Here is a 24509-nt window from a genome sequence, read left to right as displayed (position 1 = left end):
CTATGGAATTGGAAATCCTTTGTCAAGCCCCCTCAATAACTGAACTTAGTTTGTAATTTAATGAAATCAACACCTATCGGTTATAGGGAGAATAATTATGAAGTGGAGAAACAGACAAAAAGGAAGTGAAGCTCCGTTTATTCCATTAGGACCTTTTAAGCTTCGGCTGCCCTTTATTCATTATCGTTTTGAGTGGCCGGATTATCTTCAGGGCCTCTTGATGTGTGCTGTGGATTTGGCTGCAATACCCTTGATGATGGATTTGCTGGGAATGCCTTTTGAAGCCGCGATTGCCATAGTGATTTTAAATGGATTGCTTTATTTGATCCACCATCTGCTCGGTGATCCAGTCGTCCCGGGTTGGATTACTCCGGCCATACCCTTACTGATTATTTTTGTGGAGCAATTTCCTCAGGGTCCTGAACGTGTTCAGGCCTTAATGGCTTTTCAGTTCTCCCTTGGTTTTTTAGCTATATTTCTTGGTGCCACAAAACTGGCCAAATTGGTGGTTCGCCTGATTCCTCCCGCCATTAAATCAGGTATTATCATGGGGGCTGGTCTGGCAGCTGTCGCCACAGTTTTTGAAAAAGGGGGGCGTTTTGACCAATTTCCATTCAGTATATCCATTGCAGTGGGCATTGCTTTTTACTTAATCTATTCCTCGCATTTTGGACAATTGCAAAAAAGAAATAAGGTTTTTGGAATGATTTCCAAGCTTGGTATCTTCCCCATCATTTTGTTGGCCGTATTCCTGGGGCCTGTGTTCAATGAAGCACCATGGCCAACTATAGAATGGGGTTTTACTCAGCCAGATTTTGCCCTGATGATCAACCAATATACAGTATTAGGAGTGGGTCTTCCGCCAATTAGTGTTTTTATCAGCGCCATACCTACGGTACTGGCAGCCTATATCGTGCTTTTTGGGGATGTACTCCAAAGCCAGGCAATCCTTGTAGAAGCCGATGAAATCCGAAAAGATGAAAAGATAGATTACAACCCCGACAGGGCCAACTTGTTGTTTGGCGTAAGGAATTTGGGCATGAGTATATTTGGTCCGGATATGACCATGGCAGGACCGCTATGGGCCGCCATGCACGTGGTAATTGTGGAGCGCTACAAGCAGGGTCGTAAGGCCATGGATTCTATTTTTGGCGGAGCAGGCTCCTTCCGTTGGGGTACCAATACCGGGCTTTTATTGCTACCTATTGTGAGTCTTGTAAAGCCTATTTTAGGTATAGCCCTTGCGCTCACTTTACTGATTCAGGGATTTGTTAGCGTAAGGGTAGGAGTTCTTGAAGCCTCTAATCAAAAGGACCTTGGAATTGCTGGCATCATTGCGGCTGTTCTGGTGGTGAAGGGCGCCACTTGGGCCTTCTTAATTGGTATCATACTGACCCTACTAATATATGGTTCGAGGTTTTTTCACAACCATGCGGAAGACCTGGAGGCAAATGACATTAAAAAATGGAATAAATACTTTCAAAAATAACGAATTCGAATATGAAAACCAATGCCGCCGTATTGTACGAAATGGGTAAAGCTGGGCCCTATTCCAGTTCTAAGCCGCTTTCTGTTGAAGAAGTAGATTTGGAGGGTCCCGGTATTAATGAAGTGATGGTGAAAATAAAGGCTGCGGGATTATGTCATTCCGACCTATCGGTGATCAATGGTAACCGACCTAGGCCCTTGCCGATGGTATTGGGCCATGAAGCCGCCGGGGAGGTGGTAGAATTGGGCCAGGGAGTTGATCGTCTTAGCATTGGAGATCATGTTGTTTTTGCATTTCTGCCTTCTTGTGGTCATTGCGCCAACTGTGCGATTGGTAGGGCAGCACTTTGTGAACCAGGAGCAAAAGCCAATGGAGAAGGTGTTTTAATGGGAGGCCATAAGAGGCTCAAAAAAGAAACGATGTACTATCATCATCACCTTGGGGTATCTGGCTTTTCCGAGTATGCGGTCGCTTCTGTTAACTCCCTCGTGAAAATAGATAAGGATATTTCTTTTGACATCGCCGCGCTATTTGGTTGCGCAATTATGACCGGTGTAGGTACACTTGTGAATACCGCACAGATAAGATTAGGAGATTCTGTTCTTGTGGTTGGATTGGGGGGAGTGGGTCTTTCTGCTATTCTTGGCGCCAGAGCAGCCGGGGCCAGGCAAATTATAGGTGCAGACATCAACCCCGATAAACGTCAAAAAGCTTTGGAGTTGGGAGCTGATGCAATAATCGATGCAGCTGATCCCCATGCATTGGAAATGTTGAAAGCAATAACCGAAGGGGGGGTGGATATAGCCGTTGAATTTGCCGGAGCTACTTCTGCCCTGGAATTTGCCATGCAATCCACCAAAAGAGGAGGAACTACCATCACTGCTGCTTTACCCCACCCGGAGGCAAGGCTGAGCATATCACCCGTAGCATTGGTAGGGATGGAGAATACAATCAAAGGGTCTTACCTCGGCAGCTGCGTCCCCAGCCGAGACATCCCCAATTACCTGCAATTGTATAAAAACGGCAGACTTCCGGTGGAGAAATTGATTTCACATCGAATTTCACTAGGACAGGTCAACGAAGGGTTTGAACGAATGGCTAACGGGGAGGGTGTCAGGCAGGTCATTTTATTTGAGTAATGCCAATAAAATTTTTGGTTATTCCCTATAATGCCCTTTCTAAAATTTATATACAAAAAAACCAACTCCCAACTTTAAAAAAGGTCATCATTGGGAAGAGAATGCCATTTTTAAAAGTTGATTTTTTTTCTTTCAGGAAACGTTTCATCAATAATAGAGCTTAGGCCTGATTTCCCATTTTCCTGTGGTAAAATCAGGAAAATCTACCGGTTTGCTTTTATTGGCTACCGACGCACCGTTAAGTGGGATAATGGCAGCACTTGTTACCGAATTATAAACATCCCAATCCGGCTGTTTGGAGACTTTAGCTTAGCACCGCTATGGTGAACCTGTCTACCGTCAGGTAGAATTGAAAACAGCAACGATTGGGTATTTTGTAGCGATTTCAGCATGTAATAGATTGTCAATTGAATATTTCAGGGTTAAATATATTGTTTCACTCTAGAGTAAAGTCAATAAAAAATGCCCCTTGATTTACCAAAGGGCATTCTATAATTTACATCGGAGTATTACCCGATTAAGATACAGTGATTTGCTTCACTCTTTTGTCTTCTTCTTTTTTAGGAATGACCAATTTAAGGATTCCATCCTGGTACTGAGCGTTGATCTGATCCACATCTACCCTGTCTTCCTCAAGTAAGAAAGACCTTTCGAAGCTTTCGTAATGAAACTCAGTTCGTTTTACTTTATGGGTCTCATCATTTTCTTCAGTTTCGGACTTTTTACTTGCAGAAATGATCAGGTGATCCTTTTCAAAAGAGATGTTAAAATCTTCTTTTTTCAATCCAGGAGCAGCTACTTCTAAAAGGAATTCATTGTCGTTTTCCTTAATGTTTACTGCTGGGCTGTTACCATTGAATCGTTTCTCAGGATTTCCTAAAACAAAAGAGGAGGGTACGTCAAATAACTGATCCAACCAATTGTTAAAATCAGGAACCTGTGGTTTACTTCCGTTTGTTTTTATAAGTGTCATGGCTATAAATGTTTAAATTTTTAACTTCTTTATATACCCTTAGGACAAAATAAATGCCAATTGAAAATATAGGTCAATGAACTGATAAACAAGACAATACGTCATATTTTTCTGTTAGATAAGTGACATTATGGCTGGATGTGTTGGGCAATGGTGACGATATGGCAGGGTTGGGAAAAGAGAGACTAAAATCTGGACTTACTTACAATTTTCCAAGAGATTGGGCTTTTATTAATTTCACAAGCTTTGGGAAAATGCCTGTCGATTTGAGTGATATTAATCCCTAATTTTGGTACAGCTATATTACCTTCTAGCTAGAGTAAAATCGTAGTTTTTCAGACAGTTCCTGGCAATGTTTATTGCTACACCAATGCTCAAACAAAAAGTATCACATTGACATTCTAATCACTTCTGTGGAAAGTATCGTATTGAACAGTTATTAGGAGTAAAAGCCATAAAGGGTTATATTTCAAGGTAAAGCCATTAGGAAAGGCCAATTACAGTGCGTCAGATGGCTTATAAAAAATGTTTTTTAGTAATAGAAAGGGAATTTATTAGGCAAGGATTATGAAAACAATGGACAATACAAACCCAGAAAATGAAGGAATGAATAATGACAGCTCACGAAGGGAGTTTTTAAAAACTGCCGGCTTAGGTATGGCAGGTATGGGCTTGATTCGTCCATCCCTATCTCAAGGGGCTGAATATTCTGAAAACCTCAAAAAGAAAAAGGTGGAAATGGCCATTGCAACCATTACAATGGATGGTTTTGGAGACATGAACTTTGAGAAAGCTTTTCATTACCTTCCACAGCTTCCCTATAAGAATGTGGAGTTCAATTGCTGGTATGGGCGTAACCTTACACCCAATGGCCTTCGCAGTATCAAAGACCGCTGTAAGGAACATAAGCTTCAACCTATCTGTGTGCAAGGCACCTCTTTTGGAGCAGACCGTACCATTATCAAGGATGTAACCCACAAACTCTGGAACATGCAGGCCGCCAAACAGTTGGGCTGCAGAAGGGTCAAATTTACAGGGGGCGGGAGAGGAAAAGTAGGAGGCATAGAGGCCGTTATTAAGGTGCTAAAGGAAATAACTCCTGCGGCTGAAGAAATGGACATGCTGATACTGGTTGAAAATCATACGAATAACAACCTGGAAAACATTGAAGATTATGACAGAATATTTCAGGCCATTGTTTCTCCCAATGTAGGCATGTGCATGGACAATGCGCATTTTGATGGGGCCAATGTAGACTTGATGGAAGTGGTGGACAGATTCCACTCCAAGATTTTGCATATTGATCTTAAGGAAACCGTAGAAATGGGCGTTCACAAGGTGGTTAATTTTGGTGAAGGGGTGACTAAAAATGATGCGGTTATTCAAAAAATGTTAGAACATGGTTATGAAGGCTATTTGGTCATTGAAATGGTGCGGACTGATCATGAAGCAGATTTTGTAAAGGATCTTACCAGGGCTTACAAGCTATTTGAGAAGTATGAAAGGTAATTAGACGAGTACCTGATTTTTAAAATGGCCCATTAAATACATCCATAAAATGCCTCATTTCACTTCACTAAAACAATTAAAAAGTTCATCATTCTTCCTCTTAGTTTTAATCAGTATAGGGGTATTTTTTTCCTGCGCTCAAAATAAAGAACCGGAAATCCCAGTACCTGAAGGTTTCCAGCTCTTTGATGATAGATTGAATTTAACCCTTGTAATGGAAGATCCGGACATCGTCACACCAATTGGCATTGCGGTAGACCCTCAGGACAGGGTTTATGTATTGGAATCGCATACCCATTTGCCACCCAAGAATTATAAGGGGCCGAAAGGTGACTTAATTAAAGTATTGTCTGACAGTAACGGGGACGGAAACCTCTATTCCATGGCAATTTTTGCGGAGGATATTCATGAAGGTTTGAACATTTCTTTTTCGCCGGAAGGACATTTATATGTGGTCACATCCAAAGAGGTATGGGTGTATTTGGACGAAGATGGGGATGGCGTGAGCGAGAACCGTAAAAAGTTATTGGGATTGACTGAACCAGCCAGGGTTTATGCGCATTCAGCTATTCTAAGCATAGCTTTCTCGCCGGATGGTTGGATGTACATAGGCAGGGGAAATACCGGAGGGATGGCCTGGTCTTTTCAAGGCTCGGATGGCGCTACCGTTTCTGGTTTTGGGGATGGGGGAAATGTCATGAGGGCCAGGTTGGATGGCTCTGGCCTGGAAGAATTTGCTACTGGTCTTTGGAACCCTTTTGACCTAAAATTCGACAATTATGGAAGACTGATGGTGGCCGACAATGACCCGGATAGTCGTGGCCCCAACCGTTTGGTTCATGCCGTTCAAGGGGGAGATTATGGCTACAAGTCCATGTTTGGAGGAAGTGGCATTCATCCCTATTCCGCCTGGGACGGTGAGTTGCCGGGTACTTTGCCTTACGCCGTGGCATTAGGGGAGGCGCCTACTGGTTTGTTAAATGCCAGTTTGGCTAAACTTCCAAAGGACTACCAGGACCAGATGCTGTGTTCTATCTGGGAAGAAAGTACTATTGTACGCACCAAGATGAAGGGGGACGGATTGTCCGTATCAGGAACGGCAGAAGTTATTTTATCAGGGGGAGAGGATTTTAGGCCAGTTGCTTTCGCTACGGATAGCAAAGGGACTATTTATTTTACCGATTGGGTATTGCGGAACTATCCTAACCATGGTAGAGGGAAAATATGGAAACTGTCGACCAAAGAAAATATTGAAACCCTAGATGCTAGGGGCATTTATGATGAAAATTTACCTTGGGAGCCACAAGAAAAGGCCAATGCCGATATCAACTCCGATCCAAAGTTTGAAAACCTGATACAAAACCTGAAATCAGAAGATCCTTTTCTGGTCCATGCAACTGTAATGGCTTTAAGTAAGGAAGAATTTAAAGAAGAATTGTTGGGTAAAATTGCTGATGAAGATCCTATTATTCGGTTGGGTACTTTATTGGCGCTCCAAAAATCTGGGGACGAGCAAGTGGAATATGTAACGAAACAGTTTTTGGCGGACCCTGATCCAAAGATAAGGAATAGCGCTCTGATTTGGATTGGTAGCAGTCAAATCGCAGACAGGAGAAATGACCTGGAATTGGCGCTGAATTCAGGGGAAGTGACAAAAGCACTATTTGAAACTTACCTCGAAACGGTTAAACTCCTTCAGCCGGAATTTATAGCCGCTTACAAATCAAGAGAAATAAAGAATTCCAAATCCCTAAAAAGGCCTTTGCCTGATCATTTTCTATCCTCCCTGGTTGCTGACCCAAGCAAATCAGGTAAAATTCGGGTTTTTGCACTTGGATTCATGGATGACAATTCCAATCAGAAGGATCTTTTTCTGAACTTTCTTAAGAAAGAAAATGATCCGGAAATACGGGTAGAGATTGTCCAGATGCTGAAAAATCATCCGGACAAGGAATTGTCAATCCAATTATTGGAGATTGCCCTGGACAATAGCAACCCTGAGTTGCTTAGGGCCGAGGCCATTCTATCCCTTTCGGGCCAGCCTTTGCCGGATTGGGAGCAGCTAATTGGGCTCCTTGAGGATGAAAAGGAAAATGTACAAATTGAAGCCGCCAGGTACCTTCGTTCCAAAATCAATACTGTCTCTGTGAAGAAAGCCTTTGAAGAAAAGCTATCAGCCATGGGAGAGGACAACAATTCCCCATTAAAGCAGCAATTGGAAATGGGCTTGAATCGGGGAGTATTGGCAGGAAGGCCGGATAACACCGATAAAAATGAATGGCAAGCTTTGTTAGCATCCAAAGGAGATGGGGAACGTGGGCGTAGGGTCTTTTATTCCAATACCGCCTTATGTTCCACCTGCCATGCTATAGATGGCAAAGGAGGAGACCTGGGACCGGACCTAAGTAATGTGGGTCAGTCCAAAGACAGAAACCTGCTGATTTCGTCCATTTTGCTACCTTCCCATGAAATCAGTCCTGAATGGCAAGGCTGGTTTATTAAATTGAAAGATGGCACCATGCATCAAGGCAGGCAAATCGATGTGGGAGAAAGCAGCATCGTGATATATACCTTAGTAAAGGGCTTTGTTACGTTTTCTAAGGAGGACATAGCCGATTATGGCTTGATCAAAAATTCATTGATGCCCGAAGGTTTAGAAAGGAACCTTACAGAAAGCGACCTCAAAGATTTGCTGTCTTTTTTACTGGAGCGATAGGAAAGTTTGGTTGCTGACCTGAGGTAGTATTTTGTCAGCTTTGTTGCAAATAATAATGAAAGGGTACCACCAAAATCTGTTTATTTCTATTAAGCTATCAGGTGCCTAATCTATGATTAGTACCTTTTCTCTTCGAATCCATGGGTTAAGAAAGGAAGATAGAGTTCAACCGCAAGAATGCGTTGAAGAACCGGATTGTTAAAATCGTTATCGCTAAAGCTTTGAGATACTCCAGGTGCAAGCAGGGCTGGAGAAATGTCTCCTGTTTCTTGAATTGTTAGCACATATTCACCAATTAGGTTGCTACAGTCTTTTGCCGCTGTTAATGCTGAAATGCAGTCGCTATCAATATGCGTCTGAATGAATCTTCTCTGTTCTCCCCCTTCAATTTTACAGAAGTCATACTTAAAAATCATGGTATCCAGTTGGATTACCTTTTTTCCAAAGTCAAGATCTCTTGGGACATTTTCATAGACTTTATCACTTTCAGTCAACTGAGTTAAGAAGTTTCTGTAATTGTTCGCAAAGGTGTCGTCATCAAAGCCTGTGATGAAATGGCCAAATTTCTGTGTTAAATCGGCCAATAGTTGACTGTGCGCTACTGTTAGTTGGTTTTCAAAAGTTGTTATGCAATCCTCTTGTTTAGGTGAGCAGGAAAATGTAAAAAGTAGTAATAGTATAAAAGTGTAAGAATTCATCTAATAGGGCAGCGGTGAAGTATAAGAATAGTATGGGATTTAAAGTGATTCGCTTTAAACCTAAATTAATTCAATATGCAATCTATTACGTGTTGAAATCGCTTCAAAATTAGCACGGTTTTCAACCATTAGGTAATAAAGAGAAAAACCTACACAAGGAATTGCCAGTATTTGATAAAGTCCTAGTAGTGCTTTCAGATCAGGCTGTACCAACCGTTATATAGCTTTATTATTCTATGCTGGGTTTTAATTTTTCAATTGTTTTTTTAAGGTCAGATTTTGAAAGTGTATGAAGTACCTCAGTGTGAGATTTTGGAGGGTTTTTTAATCTTTCAACCATTTTCCTGAAAGCCTCTTTCACTTTTTCTGGATGTAAATCATAAAGATTAGATAAAAAGACATCAGGGTGCTGTATTTTAATATCGTATTCGGACTCAATTGATTTAGGGAAGTCTTTTAAATTATAAGTTACTATCACCTCTGCCTTTGAATAAATTGCCGCCGCAACAACATGACGGTCATTGGGATCTGGAAGTGTGATGCCTGATACAAATGAACTGTAATTATCAACATTGGAATCTGGAAATGCAAAATTCATGGACTCAATTGTCAATTCTAATTGACTCTTTTTTAAATCAGGTCGATTCAACAATAAGTTTCGAGACCATTCGTCTTGAATTTCTGCTGTCCACTTTGGTTTATAGAGTCCGATGTCAGCTACTGATAAAAGCAAGTCCCTAACTGGAGCGGGATAAAGCACACAAGCGTCGAGAACCACTATGATATTCGACGAATAGATCATTCGTATCCAAGGTTCAAATCTTGAGCTTGCTCGGAAAGGAATTTCAATTTTTCCTCTCTGGTTCTTAGAAGGCTTTTCTCATAGGTGATTAAATCTTTTTGTAAGATTCTTCGATGGCTACCTACTTTCCTGAATGGAATGGTATTGTTTTCCAGTAATTTTATTAAATGAGGGCGAGAAACATTTAGCATTTCTGCTGCTTGTTGAGTACTCACTTCGGAATCTGTTGGAACAATTGTAATTGACTTCCCTTCTGACATATTTGATAAAATCGTAATGAGCAGAGAAAAAGCCTTTGTAGGAATGGTAACTAACTCACCAGTTTCTTTAATCTTTATTTCAACACCAAAAGTATCCTCAGAATGCACTTTAATTGAAACTCCTTTAAGTATGGTCAATGCTTCCTGAGCAATTCTCTGGTCTTCTCCAGTTGTACTTTTCAATATGGTTTCCATTGGTTTCGTGTTTGTTAAGTTAAATGTATGTAAACGAAATAAGCGAAACAAGTGAAATAAACGAAAAATTTGTTTAAACGCCCATATCAGCGTGTACCTATATAGATCATCAAATTTAGATTTTGGTTAAGGAATCAAGTAGAGATGGGACACTTAAATCTAGATTGGAAGAAATTACTAATTAAGGTGGATATTTTGGCGGTATTGTTACTTTTCTTTTGCAACAATACCTCCAGAATCAGGCTATACTCATTATTTTACTAAAGGCAGGCACCTTTGGCTAAATAAGTTCTTTGCCGCGTTTATCTTGTATCACAGGTATTAAAATAACCTTCATTCACTGACCGAATGCCTATTTCAATATTGGAAGAGTTAAACCTTTCTTCTTTTTTGCTGGATTTGAAGTATAAGAATCTGGCTAATGAGGTGTTCTTTATAGCTAGGAGTACACGTTGTAGTGTAAAGAAAAGTGATGTTTTCTTTACATGTTGCTCTCCTCATGTGTAGATTTTGATTGTTTCCTTTACATGATAATTTTGTCATGAGTAAAAAATCAAATAAACTATCTATGATAGCCTTGTCGTGGGTAAGTTCTTCTTTTATATGCCGGTCATGAAAATTTACCAATATTTTGTAAAAGCATAAAAACATCTGTTTTTATAGTAATTGTCTTTCCAAAATTTTTGATTGCTTATAATCCCAATTTTATCTAACTGGTTGAGATACTTCGCCGCTGTCTTGCGACTTACCTTAGTATCATCTATTACGAAGTCAATTTTGGTGTAGGGGCTTCGAAGTAGGTTATTCAATAAATCTTTGGTAATTCAGTTCTCATTCGCTGTTTGTGGGCTTTCATCATCTCCTTAATTAAGAATAAAGCTTTGCTCTGGTTTCCCATTTTCCTCTGGTGAAATCAGGGAAATCTACTGGCCTGCTTTTGTCGGCTACTGAAGCGCCGGTAAGGGGGATAATGGCGGCGCTGGTTACTGAATCGTACACATCCCAGTCTGGCTGTTTGTTTTCTTGAAGGGCAAGGATCAATCGGTGCCAGTTGATAGGGGTTTGGGTTATGCCACCACTGCCATGTCCACGAATGGCACCTCCCTTTCTTTCCGGTGGAGCATAGTTTTTCATGATATCATGCGCATATTTTTCTAAATACGGTGCTGCAGGTTCCCACTGATGTGCTTCGGGGCTTCTTCCTTCAATGTAAATGCGCTGGGCATCTCTTTCTCTCAAATAAATCCCTTTGGTACCCTGAAGTCGGAAACTTTCCCTGGGGTGAGGGGTATGGGTATCATGGTTAAGGGTGATCATTTTTCCTTTTACGGTACGGATAAGTGAAGCGTTATAATCGCCCAGGGCCATCTTTTTAGTGGCATAAGGGTGCTTTTCTCCGTATTGGGCTTTGGCGTATTCATTGAGCATGCCCGATTTGGTACTCATGGAGACCAGGTAATCAAATCGGTCCCCATGGTTGATGTCCAATAAAGGCATCATGTTTCTCATGGGGTGGTCAGGGTAGAGGTTGCCGTTCTTGTCTATGGCGGGTTGCAACCTCCAGGGTTCTTCTTCGGGATTGAATTTTACCATTCTCAGGTCATGGATATAACCACTTTCAGCATGGAGAATGTCTCCTAAAAGTCCTTTTCGCACCATGTTCAGCATGGTCAGGTCTCCAAAACCGCCCAAAACAATGCTGGCCCACTTCCCGGTTTTTTCAAAGGTTTCTACCAGTTCCCATGCTTCTTCTAAGGTCTGGGCTAGCGGTACTTCGCAGGCCGCATGTTTGCCATTATTCATGGCCGCCAGGCAAACAGGCGCATGGGTATCCCAGGGCGTCGCACAGATTACGGCATCCAGTTCTTCTTCTTCACACATCCTGATAAAATCTGTAGGGCCTTTGTCATAAAGCTTGGGGCTCGCTTGACCGGATTCCTCAATCCATCGCTTGGCCCGGTAAAGGTTTTCGGGATCAATGTCACAAATGGCGGGGATTTCTACCCCGGCAATTCCCAGTGCGGTGTCAAGATGGTAAGAGCCTCGACCTCCTATACCGACAAAGCCGAGTCTTAGGTTTTTTTTGAAGCCCCTTGCCAAGGAAGGGTTGGATAGCAAACCTGCTGATAGGCCTCCGAGGGCCAGGGTGGATAGTTTTAGAAAATTTCTGCGGTCCAGATAATTCATAGTATTTTTAATTTTTTAAAGTTTAAAAACTAACGGAGGAGTCCGGGATACCATTTTTCAGCATTGTACCTGTAAATCTTATCTACAACTGCTTTAGGCAGCTTCAGGCCTTTGAAGGTACCATCGACTTTTGGCACATTCATTTCATCGTCTCCAGTGAAAAATTGCCAGTGCCTCAACCAAACCTCGTGGGCATGGGTTGCAATTTCATCGGCTTCGGTCAATCCTTTGGCCTGTATATCGGATGCTCCGGTTCTCAAATCCGTGCCATAAATTAGTCTGTCCTGGTATTTGATAAAGAAGTCATGTACTTCTTGCCAATTGGTGATGGCCTGGTATTGCAGGTGGGAGATTCTCTCGGCCATGTCCACCGCCATATTAGGGAATTGGTCCAGCCTTTTTGCCAGCTCTTTGACATCGTATTCCAAACTTCCCAAATGCGCCCCAACGAATCTCAAGTCAGGGTTATTGGCCAACATCTCATCTCGTGCTCCAACCTGGTCCTCGTAGGAAGGGAAGTCCGGGAAATTGTACATGTGGTACTTTGGATTTTCACTAAAATAATCCTTATCTCCCTGTACGGTCATTTCCTCCAATGGCAACCAAGTGTTTTTGGGTTCACCAAGATGACCCAATAAGGTGATGTCTTTCTCCTTTAAGAGCTTAAAGATGGGCTCAAATTTCTTGTCATTTATGGTCACCAATTCACCACTTTCATTTTCCAATTCCATGCCTATGTTTTTCCAGACTTTTACCGCAATGGACCCATGGGCAATGGATTTTTCTAAATAGGCCAGGGTCTTGCTTTCCCAATCTTTATCATTGAATCCTTCCAGGGAAAAGGTTGTGGCATAGGAGACGATATCAGGATAATCGCGGACCATTTTTAAGGAGAAATTCTCCTGGTCTTCCGGCGTCCTGTTCGGTGAGGTATATACACTTACGGTCAGCATACCGAAGTTATCTTTGGCTGCCTGCTTTATGAAAAGGGTGTCGAATTGGCTGCGAAAGTGTACATGGGTATCAAACTTCTTTACCTTCCCAAAATCTTCCATGGTATAGTAAGTGTCTGGTGTTTGCTCAGCCATTTTTTCTTGGTTTTGTGGAGATCCACAGTAAGTGAAAAGTGCCATCATTGATAAGGAAAAAATAAATGTCTTGGCTCCTAGGGTAATTTTTCTCATGTTTTTGGCTGTGTGGTTTTTGGTATAAAATGAATGTTTTGAAGCAAGGCTAAGAAGCATAAGTTTTGATCATAGATAATTCTAATATCTGTGCATTGGATTCATAGCTTATTTTTCAATGCTTTAATTTAGCCAAAGGAATTATTAATAGTAGAATTTTTTTAATGTTTTTATCTATTGAGGACAAATCAAACAGTAGATTAGATATATCATTTTGAAGAATAAGGGTTTTCAAGCGTGAATTTAATTTACCAGGGACAGCGAGCTTATTTGCCATAAAGATTAATCATGGATAGGAGGAGCTGGGGGATGGGGTTTTAGGTAGCTAGTATTGGTTGTGATTTTGTCAGCATTGTTGCGAAAAAAAAGCAACAATACCGCCAAAATCTGTTGGTGTTCAATTAGCTATCCACGGGTTATCACCCGTGTCTACAAAAATGTCACCCCTGCTGGGGTTCTCCATTATGATAATATTTAGCAGCCAATTATATCGATAAGATGACGTTTATTTGGCCAGGCGTTTCAATCCTACCAAAAAAGCTTCAAATTTATTTTGCCACAAATCCTTCTTGGTAAGGGAGGGAGGGATTATAAGGTGAATTTCAAATTATATCAACCTTATATTTCAGCATGTTTGCGTTAGAAATCCCCCTTTTTCCCCCTTAGAAGGGGGATTTTGCTATTTCTCAAATTGACGAGTGCGTCACTGGCTTTAAATTAAGTCAGCCGGTTTCATTGTCATCAATTCAGCAATAAGTTCTCATTTCCGCAAACCTCCTTGATTGGAAGTAAAAAACTGTTCGAGACTTAATCGTAAAACAAGCCAGGCAACCACAGGCTTATTTCAGGAATATAGGTGATCAAAAGGAGTACAAAAATACTTACCATCAAATACGGCAAACCTGCTACCGCGATTTTTTCAAGGGAAATGCCACCTATACTGGAAGCCACAAACAAACAAACCCCTACCGGAGGTGTGGTCAGTCCTATGACCAGGTTGAAAACCATGATGATGGCAAACTGCACAGGATCTACTCCCACATTTACTGCTACTCCTAATAAAACGGGGAACAGTATAAGCAAGGCGGCAATGGTTTCCATAAAGGCACCTACAAACAGCAAGAGAAGATTGATCAATAAAAGCAACATGATCTTGTTGTTGGTCAACTCCAGCAAGCTATTGGCTATCAACTGGGGCAATTCTTCTACGGTCATGATCCAGGCAAAGAGGTTGGCGAAGCCTACCAGCACCATCAAAGCAGCTGTTGTTTTTGCCGACTGAAGCAATATGGCAGGGATCATTTTAATCTTTAACTCTTTGTAAACCCAAAGACCAATAGCGATGGCATAAATCACCGCCACAATAGATGCTTCAGTTGGCGTAAATACACCGCCGATGATGCCAAAGAGGATAAGCACCGTCATCATAATGGCCCAAAAGGCCTGAAAAAAGCTTTTGAAGATAAAGCCAAGTGATTTCCGTTCTCTTTTGGGGTACTTTCTTTTTACGGAGATAAGGTAAGTGATTAGCATAAAACCTACCCCCAATAGCAAACCAGGGACAATTCCAGCCACAAATAACTTCCCAACGGAAAGCCCGGTAAGCGTGGCAGCGATGATCATGGGCAAACTCGGAGGAATAACCGGACCTATGGTGGAGGAAGAAGCCGTGACGGCACAGGCAAAAGGAACATCATAGCCCTCTTTTTTCATGGCGGGGATCATTACGGAACCTATACTGGCAGTATCGGCAATGGCCGTACCAGATATGCCTCCAAATAACATGGATGCGCCTACATTGGCCAATCCCAGCCCTCCCCGAATATGTCCCAATAGGGCATTGCAAAAATTGATAATCCTGCTGGTAATGCCACTGGCATTCATCAGGTTTCCAGCTAAAATGAACCCAGGAATGGACAGCAATACAAATACATCAATGCCCGCATACATTTTTTGCGGAATCACCATTAGGGGGATATCACTGAACAGCAAATAGGTAAATGCAGAAATGCCCAGGGCAAAGGCGATCGGAAAGCCTATGGCCAAAAGAACCAAAAAGACAATGAATAAAAGTGCAGTCATCTATTTTTTTCAATTAATTTCAAGGTACTGTAAAAGGCTACGGATAGTCCCATAATGGCCATGGCGCCATACATAAAAGCCATGTTAAGGTTCATGGAAGGGGATCTTTGTATACTCACGATTTCCATTAATGGCAGGCTTACTACAAATTGGGTAAACATCAAGCCAATGATGCAGACCAAAATAATGTTTTCCAAAAGGGATTTGTACTTGGGCGAAAGACGGTCCAGTAAAAAATTTACACTTACATATCCGTTGTCTTTTACCGCAAGGGCTGCTCCCATACTGACAAGGTAAATGAAGCAGAAACGGGCCAATTCCTCTGTCCAGTTGGGGGACCAGGGCAAGGCATACCTGGCAATGATCTGCAATAAAACCACTGCAATCATTAATATAAAACTCAGGTTAACCAGAAAACCCAGTACTTTATCAAGGGTAGGGAAGGGAGATTTTGTCATTTCACTTGCAGGATTCTGTTTAAAAGATCTGTTTGCTCTGCATCAAAGGATTGCAAAACGGCCTCCTTTGCAGCAGTTTGAAAAGCTTCATTGTCCACTTCTATGAACTCCATTCCTTTTTCTACAAGGAAATCGTAGTCTTTCTTTTCCTGGACTAAAAACAACTCATGTTCGTATTCCTGCATTATTTCAGCGGATTCATCGATTACTTTTTGCAGGTCTTTTGGAAGACTGTCGTATTTTTTACCACTCATGACCACATAGGCCCAGCTTTTCACATGGGAGGTCAGCATGCAATATTTTTGAACCTCATACAGTCCAGCATCTTTGATCAAGGCAAAAGGGTTTTCCTGCCCGTGGATGGTGGATTGTTGCAAGGCGGTAAAAACTTCTGAAAACGCCATGGGGGTAGGTTTGGCTCCCAGTGCACTCCAGGTATCCACATAAAGGGATACAGGAGGAACCCGCAAAATCATTCCCTGAAGATCGTCTGGATGCCGAATAATTCGGTTGGAGGTAAGGTTTCTGGCACCTCTTTCAAACCAGGCGATGGGTCTGAATCCGGCCCCATCCAAAATATGCTGTTCGATTTCCTTTCCTAATGGGCCACCGGCGACTTTTTTTAAGTGATCAGAATCCCGGATGGCAAAGGGGGTAGCGCAAAGGATGGCCTTTGGCAGACTCCAACTCTGTAAGGATTCCCCGGTAATCATAATGTCCGCACTTCCCACCAAAAGCCCCGTCAAAACGTCCATTTCCTTGCCCAGTTGTTCGTTGGGGTAGACCTTTACTTCTATTCTGCCATTGGAACGCTTTTTTACTTCCTCTGCAAATTTCAAACTGGCCAGGTGCCAGCCGTGTTGGTTGTTGGCCAAATGTCCAAAGCGAAGGACGTATTCGGGTTTCTTTTCATCAGAAGGCGCACAGCTCCAAAAACTGGCTACCAAAAAAAGCAGCAGAAAGGGAATTGATCGATTTGGGTTCATTATAAAACTGTTCTTATTAAATTTTCCATTCAATTCTGGAAAATCAATCCAAAGTACAAAAAATTATAACCGATGGCATTCAATTTTTAAAATTTAGCCCCAACCACCACGGTTTTTTTGATGTGCTGCACATGACCATTGGGATGAAAGAGTTCTGCGGAAATCACATAATAGCCCGCGCCTACCTTTTCTCCCTTTTCGTTTGTACCATCCCAGGTATAAAATCCATTGGCCGCCCAGAGTTCATTTTGACACAAAAGCTTTACCTGAATGCCAGTAGGAGTGAATATCCTAAGTGTTGCCTGATAATTGGGCTGGTCCATTTTGTAGGAAATGGTCGTAAAGGGTTGCTCTCCTGCTGCATCGGGAACAAATATTTTCGGTGAGATCGTCAATCCTACCCCTGCAGCATTGCCATCATACACCTGTGAGTTTTTATAACCAGGAGTTGCAAAATTTTCAGAACCCGCGGCAGAATGCCAATTGTTAGGGTCATTTGCCGATTTGTCCAGCGCATACCTTTCCAGAGAAATACCTTTTGCATCCCTCAGAAATCCATGGTGATGGTCTTCATCATAATCGAACCTTTCTGGCCATTTTTCTTCCGGATCCAATAAAACTACTGTTCCTGAGCGGATGGGATAACTAGGAAGACTCATTTCCAAAACTGGACGATTTACCGCTTTTGGAAAATAGGTGATCAGGCTTTGTTGATCTGTAGTAAGTGCCAGGTAGGCGAAGGGGTCGAGGATAAGGTCTTCGGCGGTTATTATTTTTCTATTGTCTATTGCTCCTCCTGAGACTTTGGCCAATTTCCAATTTTTAAGGTTGATCAGCTTACTTGAATTGTTGTAGATTTCCACAAACTTAGGCGCTCCACTTGGGGGATTGAAAAGAATTTCATTCAACACGATGTCTCCTTCAGCGGGTAAACCCGGTATTTTTATAAAGGCAGTATTGTTTTCCTCGTCCAAAGCATTTCCCGAGCAACCCCTCCAATTTTCAACCGTAATTTCATAAGACTGATTTTCTTTTAAGGAATCCTCAAGACTTAGGATCCACTGAAAAGGATCATTGGGATCTTTAATAGCACTTTTGATTTTGGTCGATGGAACAACTTCAAAATCGGCGACATCGCCAGTATTTTCCGCAGAAGGTTTAGAAAATTGCAATACGATTTGGTATTTGTCCCTGACAAATGCTTTGATCAGTTGGGGAGCAATGCGATCCGGGCTGTTGTCAAAAACGGAATTGGTACTTCCCGGGGTACCTTTGGTCTCACTTCTTGAGGGTGCATAATTGCTTAGCCCTACACAAGTGGCCCATGGATTGACCAATTCCAGACTGTAGCCATTGGTCAGCACATCGCTGGCTAGTGGGATTTCTGGCCCATAGGTCATTCTATCCACAAGCTCCTCTTTGTGATTCGATAACGACAATTCGTCTCCTCCATTAAGTAAGGCAGGCCAGGGGTTTAGGCCAATGACCTGCCCATAGTTTGTGAAAGCTGCCACCGAAGCTATTGGGCATAGGATAACATGCTCTCCTGGTTTTATTTCTTCCCGGGGAAGCAGGCTTTGGTTTCTTGAGTTGGCCAGCTTCATGCCTCCAAGATTAAATGTGTTGTCGGTGGAATTGAATATTTCAATGTATTCAGAAGCAGGCAATGCACTTCCCTCTCTGGGAGCCGGCATGAGCTCATTGATCAGCAAATCCTTATATCCTGGTACAGCTACTTGTTGGTAGACAAAGTCAAAAATAATTGGATCGATTTCATTACCATCCAGGTCTTCGAGTTGACGGATTTCCAGGGAAAGTGCGGTACTATCTAACCATGTATTTTCGAATTCCAAAATCACTTCTTTTCCATTGTCTTCCAAATGCACGGTTTGAGGAGCCTCATTGCTTATGCTATAGAATTGCGGGACTATGGCCAGAATAGGATCCAGTTTTTTGTCAAAATACAAGGCCAGTTGTTTGTCTGGTAGCACCACTACATCCAATAATTTTGGAGGAAGCGGGTTCCAGGAAATCTCCCTTAAACTTCCAGGCAAAATCCGATTGCTGTTTAATATTCGTGGAGGGATTTTCAAGGTCAATTGAAGGCCTGTAGGAAGTGGAGGAGAAATCAGCACCTGAATTTGATTGGCATAGGTCTGACTTAAAAACGGTTCCAATTGGTATCCTTCTTCTATGAATTGAAAAGCATTGAGCCAGGGCTGGTTTTTTTGAAGCCCTGCTTCATGGTTGATTATGAGTAGTTGCTCGTTTTCCAGCCAAATATCCGTCACTCCATCTTCGTAGCGCAATTCCTCTTGGAATAAATTTCCCGACAGATCTGGCTCATCTTGAATGGGAGCTATTTCAAGGGAAATGGTTTTTCCCAATGTTAAGTTTTCGGACAAATGTAGTTTGACCTGATAGGCGTTTTCCTGGCTAAGCTCCTTTGGGAACTCCCCATCGATTTTATATTGTTCCCGGAATAAAACCGTAGCTGGATCATAAAATTTCGTGAATGTAATTAAGATGGATTCCTCATCCCAAATCATGGCCTCTGCTACTGACAATAGACTGTTGTCGATGGAGAATATAAGGTTTTCCGCAGCCTCTCCACTTTTGCTGGTAACGAGAGGAAATTTTATTTCTAATGAGGTTCCAAGCCAGCCCTCCTCATTGTTGACCGTTATTTTTTTTCCAGACTCCTTAAGCTCAAATTGGGTATACAATTGATTGTTGATCAACAATGAATCCGGTGGATCAATGCTTTTGCTCCAAATGATTTCCAAAGCATAAGGGTTGATCACAAAGGCTGTATCAATCACCGGTGGAAGCGTATCCCAGATAAAGGTTCGTTTTATCGGCTGCTTCATTTTTTCTCCATAGCCGTCTTCAAGTCCATTGATGGTCAATTGGTATTCCGCACCGGTAATCCATTTAAAAGGGAACTGCAGTAAAACCTGTAGTTCATTTATCATTTCTACTTCATGGGGATGTTCATTCTTGTCTTCTATCCTGTAAACCTGAGGCAATAAAGCCCATTTTGGGTCTAGTGCTTTGTTGAAAGTCAACAGGAGGCTTTGGTCGGAAGGGATTTCCAGTTGATCCAATGTAATTGGCCTGGTATCCCGTATATAGGCTTTTTTTAAGGTGATTCTGTCTTTACCTTCTCTGTCCTTTATACCGCGTACCAGCAAATGTTGGATTTCATTTTCCGGAATTTCCACATCAAAGACCAGAATAAAGCTGTTTTTTTCTTCCTGATCTAGCAGGACTTTGACAGGATGGGTAAGGGCTGATCCTGCCTGATAATTATCCGGGTTTGTGGCCGTCTCCAGATTTAGGGTTTCTGAGAATATTACCTTCACCGTATTGGGAGAATGAACCATGGCCGTATCTAAAACATCTTCCCAATTAAAGGAAATGGTATCTGAAAGAATCTGGTTTCCTGATTTATCGGCGATATTTGTAAGGCTTAATTGGTAAGTTTTACCCATGGTCAGCGCTTCTGAAAGGTCAAGCTGAACTTCCTTTGGCGCTTCTTCTGTAACACTGGCTTGGAAACTTATTTCTTCACTTTGCACAAGCAGATAGTTAGCTGACTTCAGGGCTTCAACTGGATCAATGGCCTCATCAAAAACCAAAACCAAGGTTTTTTCATCTATCCCCCAAAGATCCATTACTTTCGGTGGGCTTCCATCATAGGTAAAGGTAAGGGTGCTTTCTTCCATTGGCACAGCATTGCAATCCTGTAAATTGTTGATGTTCAATTGGTAGCTGTCTCCGGAGATCAATGGGGCTGGAGTTGAAAGTAGCAGGGTATAAGGAGTGAGTTCGAGCAGTTCCAATTCCTGTCCATTGAGTGAGAAAGTTGTTTCGGGCGACAGTTTTTGGGGCAGTGTTTTAGAAAAAGTGAGCTGAATCCGGTCGGTAGCTACAGGCAGAATTTCCAGCACTTCAAAAAGCCTTTGGTCTGTGGCTTCGCTAAACCTATCGTTTATCTTACCAGGAGTTCCCCCTTCTATGGCCTGAGAAGCTTTCCAATTGTAAGGATCGCTACAGTTGAGAAATGGGTTGACCTGTTCAATGGACCAACCGCCGTTTTCTTTTTCCTTGTCGGCATAAAGTGAACGGTCATATTGCAGACTATCTATCATGTTTCCAAAGCCATCTTTCAAGATGATCTCTCCCCCACTATTTACCAGTGTCTTGAATGCCTCCATGCCAGCAACCTGACCAAAAGGCTCAAACCTTTCCTGATTTGTGCTGGAACAAAGGATCAGGTAAACCTGTGGACCGAGGCTTAGCTGAGGAATTACGGCTTCGTTATAAGTGAAGTTATTTAACCTAATGGGTTTGTCTGTTCGGTTAAAAAGCTCAATGAATTCTGCATTGGGCAAGATGAGGTTGGGAGGTTCCAATCCTTTCGGGTTTGGGTCAGGCATGATCTCATTGATAACAATCGCTGCTGTTGGTGTTGGTTGATCAAGGTCAAAAGTAAAAGTCCAGTCTGTGTATATTTTGTCTGAAACCAAGCCTTTTATTTGTTCAAAAACAAGCTGGTAAGTGTTGTTATAGAGGTAATCGTCAAATTTCAGGAGTACTTGATTGTCTTTTATCTGGGAGACTTCTGTGGGTTGACCGTAAGTATTGTCTAACCTTGCAATTTTTGAAATCAGGGATACAGGTTGGTTGAATTCCAATAAAAGGGAACTGTCTTTTTCCGTGTTCAGTAGCTTTGCCGTTAAGGAGTCAGTTTGTTCTTCTAAATCCGATATGCTAAAGTCATCCAAAAATAACCTGGCCGCACTACCAGTGCCTTCGCCGTAAATTGCCTCCAACCTAAGCATTATTGCTTCCCTGTTTCTGAGTGAATCAGGCAAAGGAAGGCTGTAAAGCTGATAGGCGGTGTCCTCATTTGGAAAGCTATTTTGGGTACCAATTTGCAGGGGATCGCTAAAAGAATTTCCCTGATCTGTAGAAAAAGCGAGGGTCAAAGTAACCGGTCTGTTGCCTGATCCGTTGTTTTTAGTCTTGGCCCAAAAGGAAATTGTAGGGCGTTGTAACCCAACAGTCAATGTTTTTATGTAAATTTGCGCATTGAAACTACCGGTAGTTTGGATACCCAGTGCTTTGGATTGATTTACGCCATCGCCTGCAGCCTGAAAGACTCTGGAATTTCCGGACTGGATCAGGTTTGCTGACCAGCCGGGTAAAAATTCATCAGGGTAGGAGGCAATGGTAAATTCGGCTTCAAAGTCTTGTTTGGCTAAAATTTCGATTGTTTGAGAAATTATAAAACCAAATAAGGGAAATGCCATGAAACTCCAAATTAAAGCGATGGTTTTCATCACATTAATATAACTAAAACTGTACTAATTAAGTACTTACATAAAGAATTTTTTCCCGGGACAGAACCGGGAAAGTTTAATCGGTCAAAATTATAATCAAAATGAAGTTAGCCGTAGTTGGAGCCACCGGACTGGTAGGCTCAGAAATCCTGGAAGTGCTTGGAGAGCACAATTTCCCTTTCGATGAATTATTGTTGGTTGCCTCTGAGCGTTCTGCAGGTAAGAAGATTACTTATAAGGGTAAGGAGTATACGGTAATTGGCCTAAAACAGGCAGTTGCAGAAAAGCCTGATGTGGCGATTTTCTCAGCCGGAGGAGGTACTTCTCAGGAATGGGCACCGCAGTTTGCTGAAGTGGGTACAATAGTGATTGACAATTCTTCTGCATGGAGAATGGATCCTTCAAAAAAATTGGTGGTACCAGAAATTAATGGTAAAAGCCTTAGAATTGATGACCGTATCATCGCTAATCCTAATTGCTCTACCATTCAAATGGTACTGGCATTGGCACCTTTGCATGAAAAATATGGCATCAAAAGAATTGTAGTCTCTACTTATCAGTCTGTAACAGGTACAGGTAAAGATGCTGTGGATCAAATGATGGCAGAGAGAAAAGGTGAAACTGCAAAGATGGTTTATCCTTATAAAATTGATTTGAATGTATTGCCTCATATTGATGTGTTCCAGGAAAATGGATACACTAAAGAGGAGATGAAGATGATCAATGAAACCAAAAAGATTTTTGGTGATGATTCCATCCAAGTTACTGCTACAGCCGTAAGAATTCCTGTAATGGGAGGTCACTCTGAAGCTGTAAATGTGGAATTCAATAATGATTATGATCTTTCTGAGGTTAAGGAACTCTTGGCCAACACTTCAGGGATAATCGTAGAAGATGATCCTGCAAACAATATCTATCCTATGCCTTTGAATGCGCATAAAAAAGATGAGGTATTTGTTGGAAGATTGAGGAGAGATGAGACGCAAGCCAATACATTGAATATGTGGATTGTCGCTGATAACCTTAGAAAAGGGGCAGCAACAAATGCGGTTCAGATTGCCGAGTATTTATTGGAACACAGCATGGTTTAAGTGAACCTTGAAAATATATATCATCAGGAATTGATGCAGTTTGTGCAGGATCATCTTACGGAAGATCCTGCACATTTGCTTTTAAGACATAAATCTGTGGCCGGATTAGACTTAAAAGTAGCTGCCCAACAAATCGCTATGCGACAAAAGGCGGCTAAAAAACTTCCATTTTGGGCCAGCCATCCTTCCCTAATTTTTCCGCCGACCTTGTCAATGGAACAATGTTCCTCTGAGCTAACAGCGGAATACAAAGCCAAGCTGGTGTCAGGCAAAACCTTTATTGACCTTACGGGAGGCTTTGCTGTAGACACTTTTTTTATAGGCAGGAATTTCAAAGAAATTACCTATCTCGAAAGACAGCAAGAACTAGTGGATCTAGCGCAACACAATCTTTCCAAGCTTTTGAAGGACCAGGACATTAAACTAAATGTATTGCATGGGGAATCTGTTCATTTTATTGAGGAGACCCAGGCAAAGTACGATGTACTTTATGCTGATCCTGCCAGAAGGGGGACAGTGAATCAAAAAATGTATCAGCTTAAAGACCTTGAACCGGATGTAACCCAAAACTGGAACTTGTTCCGTCAAAAAGCCAAGGTGATTTTGATAAAAGCTTCGCCCATGCTTGACATTCAAGCGGCGCTCACCGACTTACCAGAAGTGAATGAGGTGCATGTAGTGGCCGTAAAAAATGAGGTTAAAGAATTGTTGTTTCTCTACACTGGCACAAATGAAAAAGCCAAAGTCATTGCCACTGAATTAGGGAACAATGGTGAACAACAGTTTTCCTTTACTTTGGAAGAAGAAATGACTGCTTCAGTTAATTATTCTATGCCACAGAAATTCCTGGTGTTGCCCTATTCTTGCATTTTGAAAGCCGGAGCATTTAAAAGCTTCGCTGTTCGTTTTGGATTAAGCAAACTGCATCCACATACCCATCTATATACGGCAAATGAATTACCCGAGCAGGTCAATGGTAGGGTTTTTGAAGTTTTGGAGGAATTGAAGTTGGATAAAAAAACCCTTAAAGCACGTTTTCCGGATGGGAAGGTGAATGTATTGACACGTAATTTCCCAATAAAGCCGGACCTTATCAAAAAACGGTACAAGCTTAAAGATGGTGGGAATGAATATTTAATTGCCTGTACCTTAAAGGATGGCCAGACATTTGTTTTAAGGTGTAGACTTTCTCAAGTTAGTAGTTAGCGTTCAAATTGGTATATCTTTTTATTCCCCGTTAAAAGCCAAGGAACGCAGAGACTGCCACACCCTTTGCCCCCACTGAATCTCCCCAGAAAGGATTCGCAGTGACGGTTAGTTTGGTTTTTGAGATGATTTTATCTCGAATTAAGGTTGGTAGGCGTACCCCAATCTCCAATTTGTATTTCTACC

General features: G+C 41.9%; 18 protein-coding genes. 7 read left to right on the top strand and 11 right to left on the bottom strand.

Annotated features, from left to right (window positions below; genetic code table 11):
- Positions 1–97: 97 nt before the first annotated feature.
- Together AC0L7T_RS27690 and AC0L7T_RS27685 are read left to right on the top strand one after the other, a co-directional pair.
- Positions 98–1489 carry a permease family protein gene (locus tag AC0L7T_RS27690; protein ID WP_473340047.1) on the top strand — a complete coding sequence of 464 codons (1392 nt, stop codon included), beginning with the start codon at positions 98–100 and terminating at the stop codon, positions 1487–1489.
- Positions 1490–1500: 11 nt separating this feature from the next.
- Positions 1501–2628, top strand: coding sequence for a zinc-dependent alcohol dehydrogenase family protein (locus tag AC0L7T_RS27685; protein ID WP_473340046.1), 1128 nt, complete (start codon positions 1501–1503; stop codon positions 2626–2628).
- Positions 2629–3145: 517 nt separating this feature from the next.
- Here AC0L7T_RS27685 and AC0L7T_RS27680 read toward each other — a convergent pair.
- Positions 3146–3601, bottom strand: coding sequence for an Hsp20/alpha crystallin family protein (locus tag AC0L7T_RS27680; protein ID WP_473340044.1), 456 nt, complete (start codon positions 3599–3601; stop codon positions 3146–3148).
- A 122-nt stretch (positions 3602–3723) separates the two neighbouring features.
- Here AC0L7T_RS27680 and AC0L7T_RS27675 point away from each other — a divergent pair, with 122 nt between their 5' ends.
- The 3 genes from AC0L7T_RS27675 to AC0L7T_RS27665 all read left to right on the top strand — a co-directional run bounded on the left by AC0L7T_RS27675 (position 3724) and on the right by AC0L7T_RS27665 (position 7826).
- Positions 3724–3888, top strand: a complete 165-nt coding sequence (locus AC0L7T_RS27675) for a hypothetical protein (protein ID WP_473340043.1) — start codon at positions 3724–3726, stop codon at positions 3886–3888.
- 289 nt (positions 3889–4177) lie between these two features.
- Complete coding sequence (locus AC0L7T_RS27670) at positions 4178–5110, top strand: sugar phosphate isomerase/epimerase family protein (RefSeq protein ID WP_473340041.1); 933 nt, start codon at positions 4178–4180, stop codon at positions 5108–5110.
- Positions 5111–5159: 49 nt separating this feature from the next.
- Positions 5160–7826, top strand: a complete 2667-nt coding sequence (locus AC0L7T_RS27665; protein WP_473340040.1) for a PVC-type heme-binding CxxCH protein — start codon at positions 5160–5162, stop codon at positions 7824–7826.
- A gap of 116 nt (positions 7827–7942) precedes the next feature.
- Here AC0L7T_RS27665 and AC0L7T_RS27660 read toward each other — a convergent pair whose 3' ends face one another.
- From AC0L7T_RS27660 to AC0L7T_RS27615, 10 genes are all read right to left on the bottom strand, one after another.
- Entirely contained in the window at positions 7943–8524 is a 582-nt protein-coding gene (locus tag AC0L7T_RS27660; RefSeq protein WP_473340038.1) for a hypothetical protein, read from the bottom strand.
- 229 nt (positions 8525–8753) lie between these two features.
- Positions 8754–9326 carry a VapC50 family PIN domain-containing toxin gene (locus AC0L7T_RS27655; RefSeq protein WP_473340037.1) on the bottom strand — a complete coding sequence of 191 codons (573 nt, stop codon included), beginning with the start codon at positions 9324–9326 and terminating at the stop codon, positions 8754–8756.
- Complete coding sequence (locus AC0L7T_RS27650) at positions 9323–9781, bottom strand: helix-turn-helix domain-containing protein (protein WP_473340036.1); 459 nt, start codon at positions 9779–9781, stop codon at positions 9323–9325. Before AC0L7T_RS27650 ends, AC0L7T_RS27655 begins: the two co-directional genes overlap by 4 nt.
- A 620-nt stretch (positions 9782–10401) precedes the next feature.
- Complete coding sequence (locus tag AC0L7T_RS27645) at positions 10402–10590, bottom strand: hypothetical protein (RefSeq protein ID WP_473340035.1); 189 nt, start codon at positions 10588–10590, stop codon at positions 10402–10404.
- 58 nt (positions 10591–10648) lie between these two features.
- The gene (locus tag AC0L7T_RS27640) at positions 10649–11968 is read right to left on the bottom strand and encodes a Gfo/Idh/MocA family protein (RefSeq protein ID WP_473340033.1); all 1320 of its coding nucleotides are present in this window, start codon (positions 11966–11968) and stop codon (positions 10649–10651) included.
- A gap of 29 nt (positions 11969–11997) precedes the next feature.
- A complete protein-coding gene (locus tag AC0L7T_RS27635; protein WP_473340031.1) occupies positions 11998–13152 on the bottom strand; it encodes an amidohydrolase family protein in 1155 nt (384 codons plus the stop codon).
- Between the two features lie 807 nt (positions 13153–13959).
- Positions 13960–15234, bottom strand: a complete 1275-nt coding sequence (locus AC0L7T_RS27630; protein WP_048641640.1) for a TRAP transporter large permease — start codon at positions 15232–15234, stop codon at positions 13960–13962.
- Positions 15231–15692 carry a TRAP transporter small permease gene (locus AC0L7T_RS27625; protein ID WP_473340029.1) on the bottom strand — a complete coding sequence of 154 codons (462 nt, stop codon included), beginning with the start codon at positions 15690–15692 and terminating at the stop codon, positions 15231–15233. The genes AC0L7T_RS27630 and AC0L7T_RS27625 overlap by 4 nt, the downstream gene beginning before the upstream one ends.
- Entirely contained in the window at positions 15689–16678 is a 990-nt protein-coding gene (locus AC0L7T_RS27620; protein WP_053086666.1) for a TRAP transporter substrate-binding protein, read from the bottom strand. Before AC0L7T_RS27620 ends, AC0L7T_RS27625 begins: the two co-directional genes overlap by 4 nt.
- A gap of 86 nt (positions 16679–16764) precedes the next feature.
- Positions 16765–21996 (bottom strand): lamin tail domain-containing protein, encoded by a 5232-nt coding sequence (locus tag AC0L7T_RS27615; protein WP_473340027.1) that lies wholly within the window; start codon positions 21994–21996, stop codon positions 16765–16767.
- Positions 21997–22127: 131 nt separating this feature from the next.
- On the opposite strand from AC0L7T_RS27615, the gene AC0L7T_RS27610 reads away from it, so the two are divergent.
- Both AC0L7T_RS27610 and AC0L7T_RS27605 read left to right on the top strand, forming a co-directional pair.
- On the top strand, positions 22128–23117 hold the full coding sequence (locus AC0L7T_RS27610) for an aspartate-semialdehyde dehydrogenase (protein ID WP_473340026.1): 990 nt from the start codon (positions 22128–22130) through the stop codon (positions 23115–23117).
- Positions 23118–24323: a THUMP-like domain-containing protein gene (locus tag AC0L7T_RS27605; RefSeq protein ID WP_473340024.1), complete on the top strand. Its 1206-nt coding sequence runs from the start codon at positions 23118–23120 to the stop codon at positions 24321–24323.
- Positions 24324–24509 lie beyond the last annotated feature (186 nt).

The organism is Cyclobacterium sp. 10D3-21, assembly GCF_055809755.1.
The sequence above is the reverse complement of the archived record's forward strand: the minus strand, read 5'-3'. Positions and strand labels throughout refer to the sequence as shown.

What these genes read in the sequence shown, in the direction of transcription:
- AC0L7T_RS27625 (WP_473340029.1), bottom strand. Translation starts at nt 15,692, where the DNA reads ATGACAAAATCTCCCTTCCCTACCCTTGATAAAGTACTGGGTTTTCTG.
- AC0L7T_RS27680 (WP_473340044.1), bottom strand. Translation starts at nt 3,601, where the DNA reads ATGACACTTATAAAAACAAACGGAAGTAAACCACAGGTTCCTGATTTT.
- AC0L7T_RS27665 (WP_473340040.1), top strand. Translation starts at nt 5,160, where the DNA reads ATGCCTCATTTCACTTCACTAAAACAATTAAAAAGTTCATCATTCTTC.
- AC0L7T_RS27635 (WP_473340031.1), bottom strand. Translation starts at nt 13,152, where the DNA reads ATGAGAAAAATTACCCTAGGAGCCAAGACATTTATTTTTTCCTTATCA.
- AC0L7T_RS27655 (WP_473340037.1), bottom strand. Translation starts at nt 9,326, where the DNA reads ATGATCTATTCGTCGAATATCATAGTGGTTCTCGACGCTTGTGTGCTT.
- AC0L7T_RS27620 (WP_053086666.1), bottom strand. Translation starts at nt 16,678, where the DNA reads ATGAACCCAAATCGATCAATTCCCTTTCTGCTGCTTTTTTTGGTAGCC.
- AC0L7T_RS27615 (WP_473340027.1), bottom strand. Translation starts at nt 21,996, where the DNA reads ATGGCATTTCCCTTATTTGGTTTTATAATTTCTCAAACAATCGAAATT.
- AC0L7T_RS27630 (WP_048641640.1), bottom strand. Translation starts at nt 15,234, where the DNA reads ATGACTGCACTTTTATTCATTGTCTTTTTGGTTCTTTTGGCCATAGGC.
- AC0L7T_RS27670 (WP_473340041.1), top strand. Translation starts at nt 4,178, where the DNA reads ATGGACAATACAAACCCAGAAAATGAAGGAATGAATAATGACAGCTCA.
- AC0L7T_RS27610 (WP_473340026.1), top strand. Translation starts at nt 22,128, where the DNA reads ATGAAGTTAGCCGTAGTTGGAGCCACCGGACTGGTAGGCTCAGAAATC.
- AC0L7T_RS27640 (WP_473340033.1), bottom strand. Translation starts at nt 11,968, where the DNA reads ATGAATTATCTGGACCGCAGAAATTTTCTAAAACTATCCACCCTGGCC.
- AC0L7T_RS27690 (WP_473340047.1), top strand. Translation starts at nt 98, where the DNA reads ATGAAGTGGAGAAACAGACAAAAAGGAAGTGAAGCTCCGTTTATTCCA.
- AC0L7T_RS27660 (WP_473340038.1), bottom strand. Translation starts at nt 8,524, where the DNA reads ATGAATTCTTACACTTTTATACTATTACTACTTTTTACATTTTCCTGC.
- AC0L7T_RS27650 (WP_473340036.1), bottom strand. Translation starts at nt 9,781, where the DNA reads ATGGAAACCATATTGAAAAGTACAACTGGAGAAGACCAGAGAATTGCT.
- AC0L7T_RS27685 (WP_473340046.1), top strand. Translation starts at nt 1,501, where the DNA reads ATGAAAACCAATGCCGCCGTATTGTACGAAATGGGTAAAGCTGGGCCC.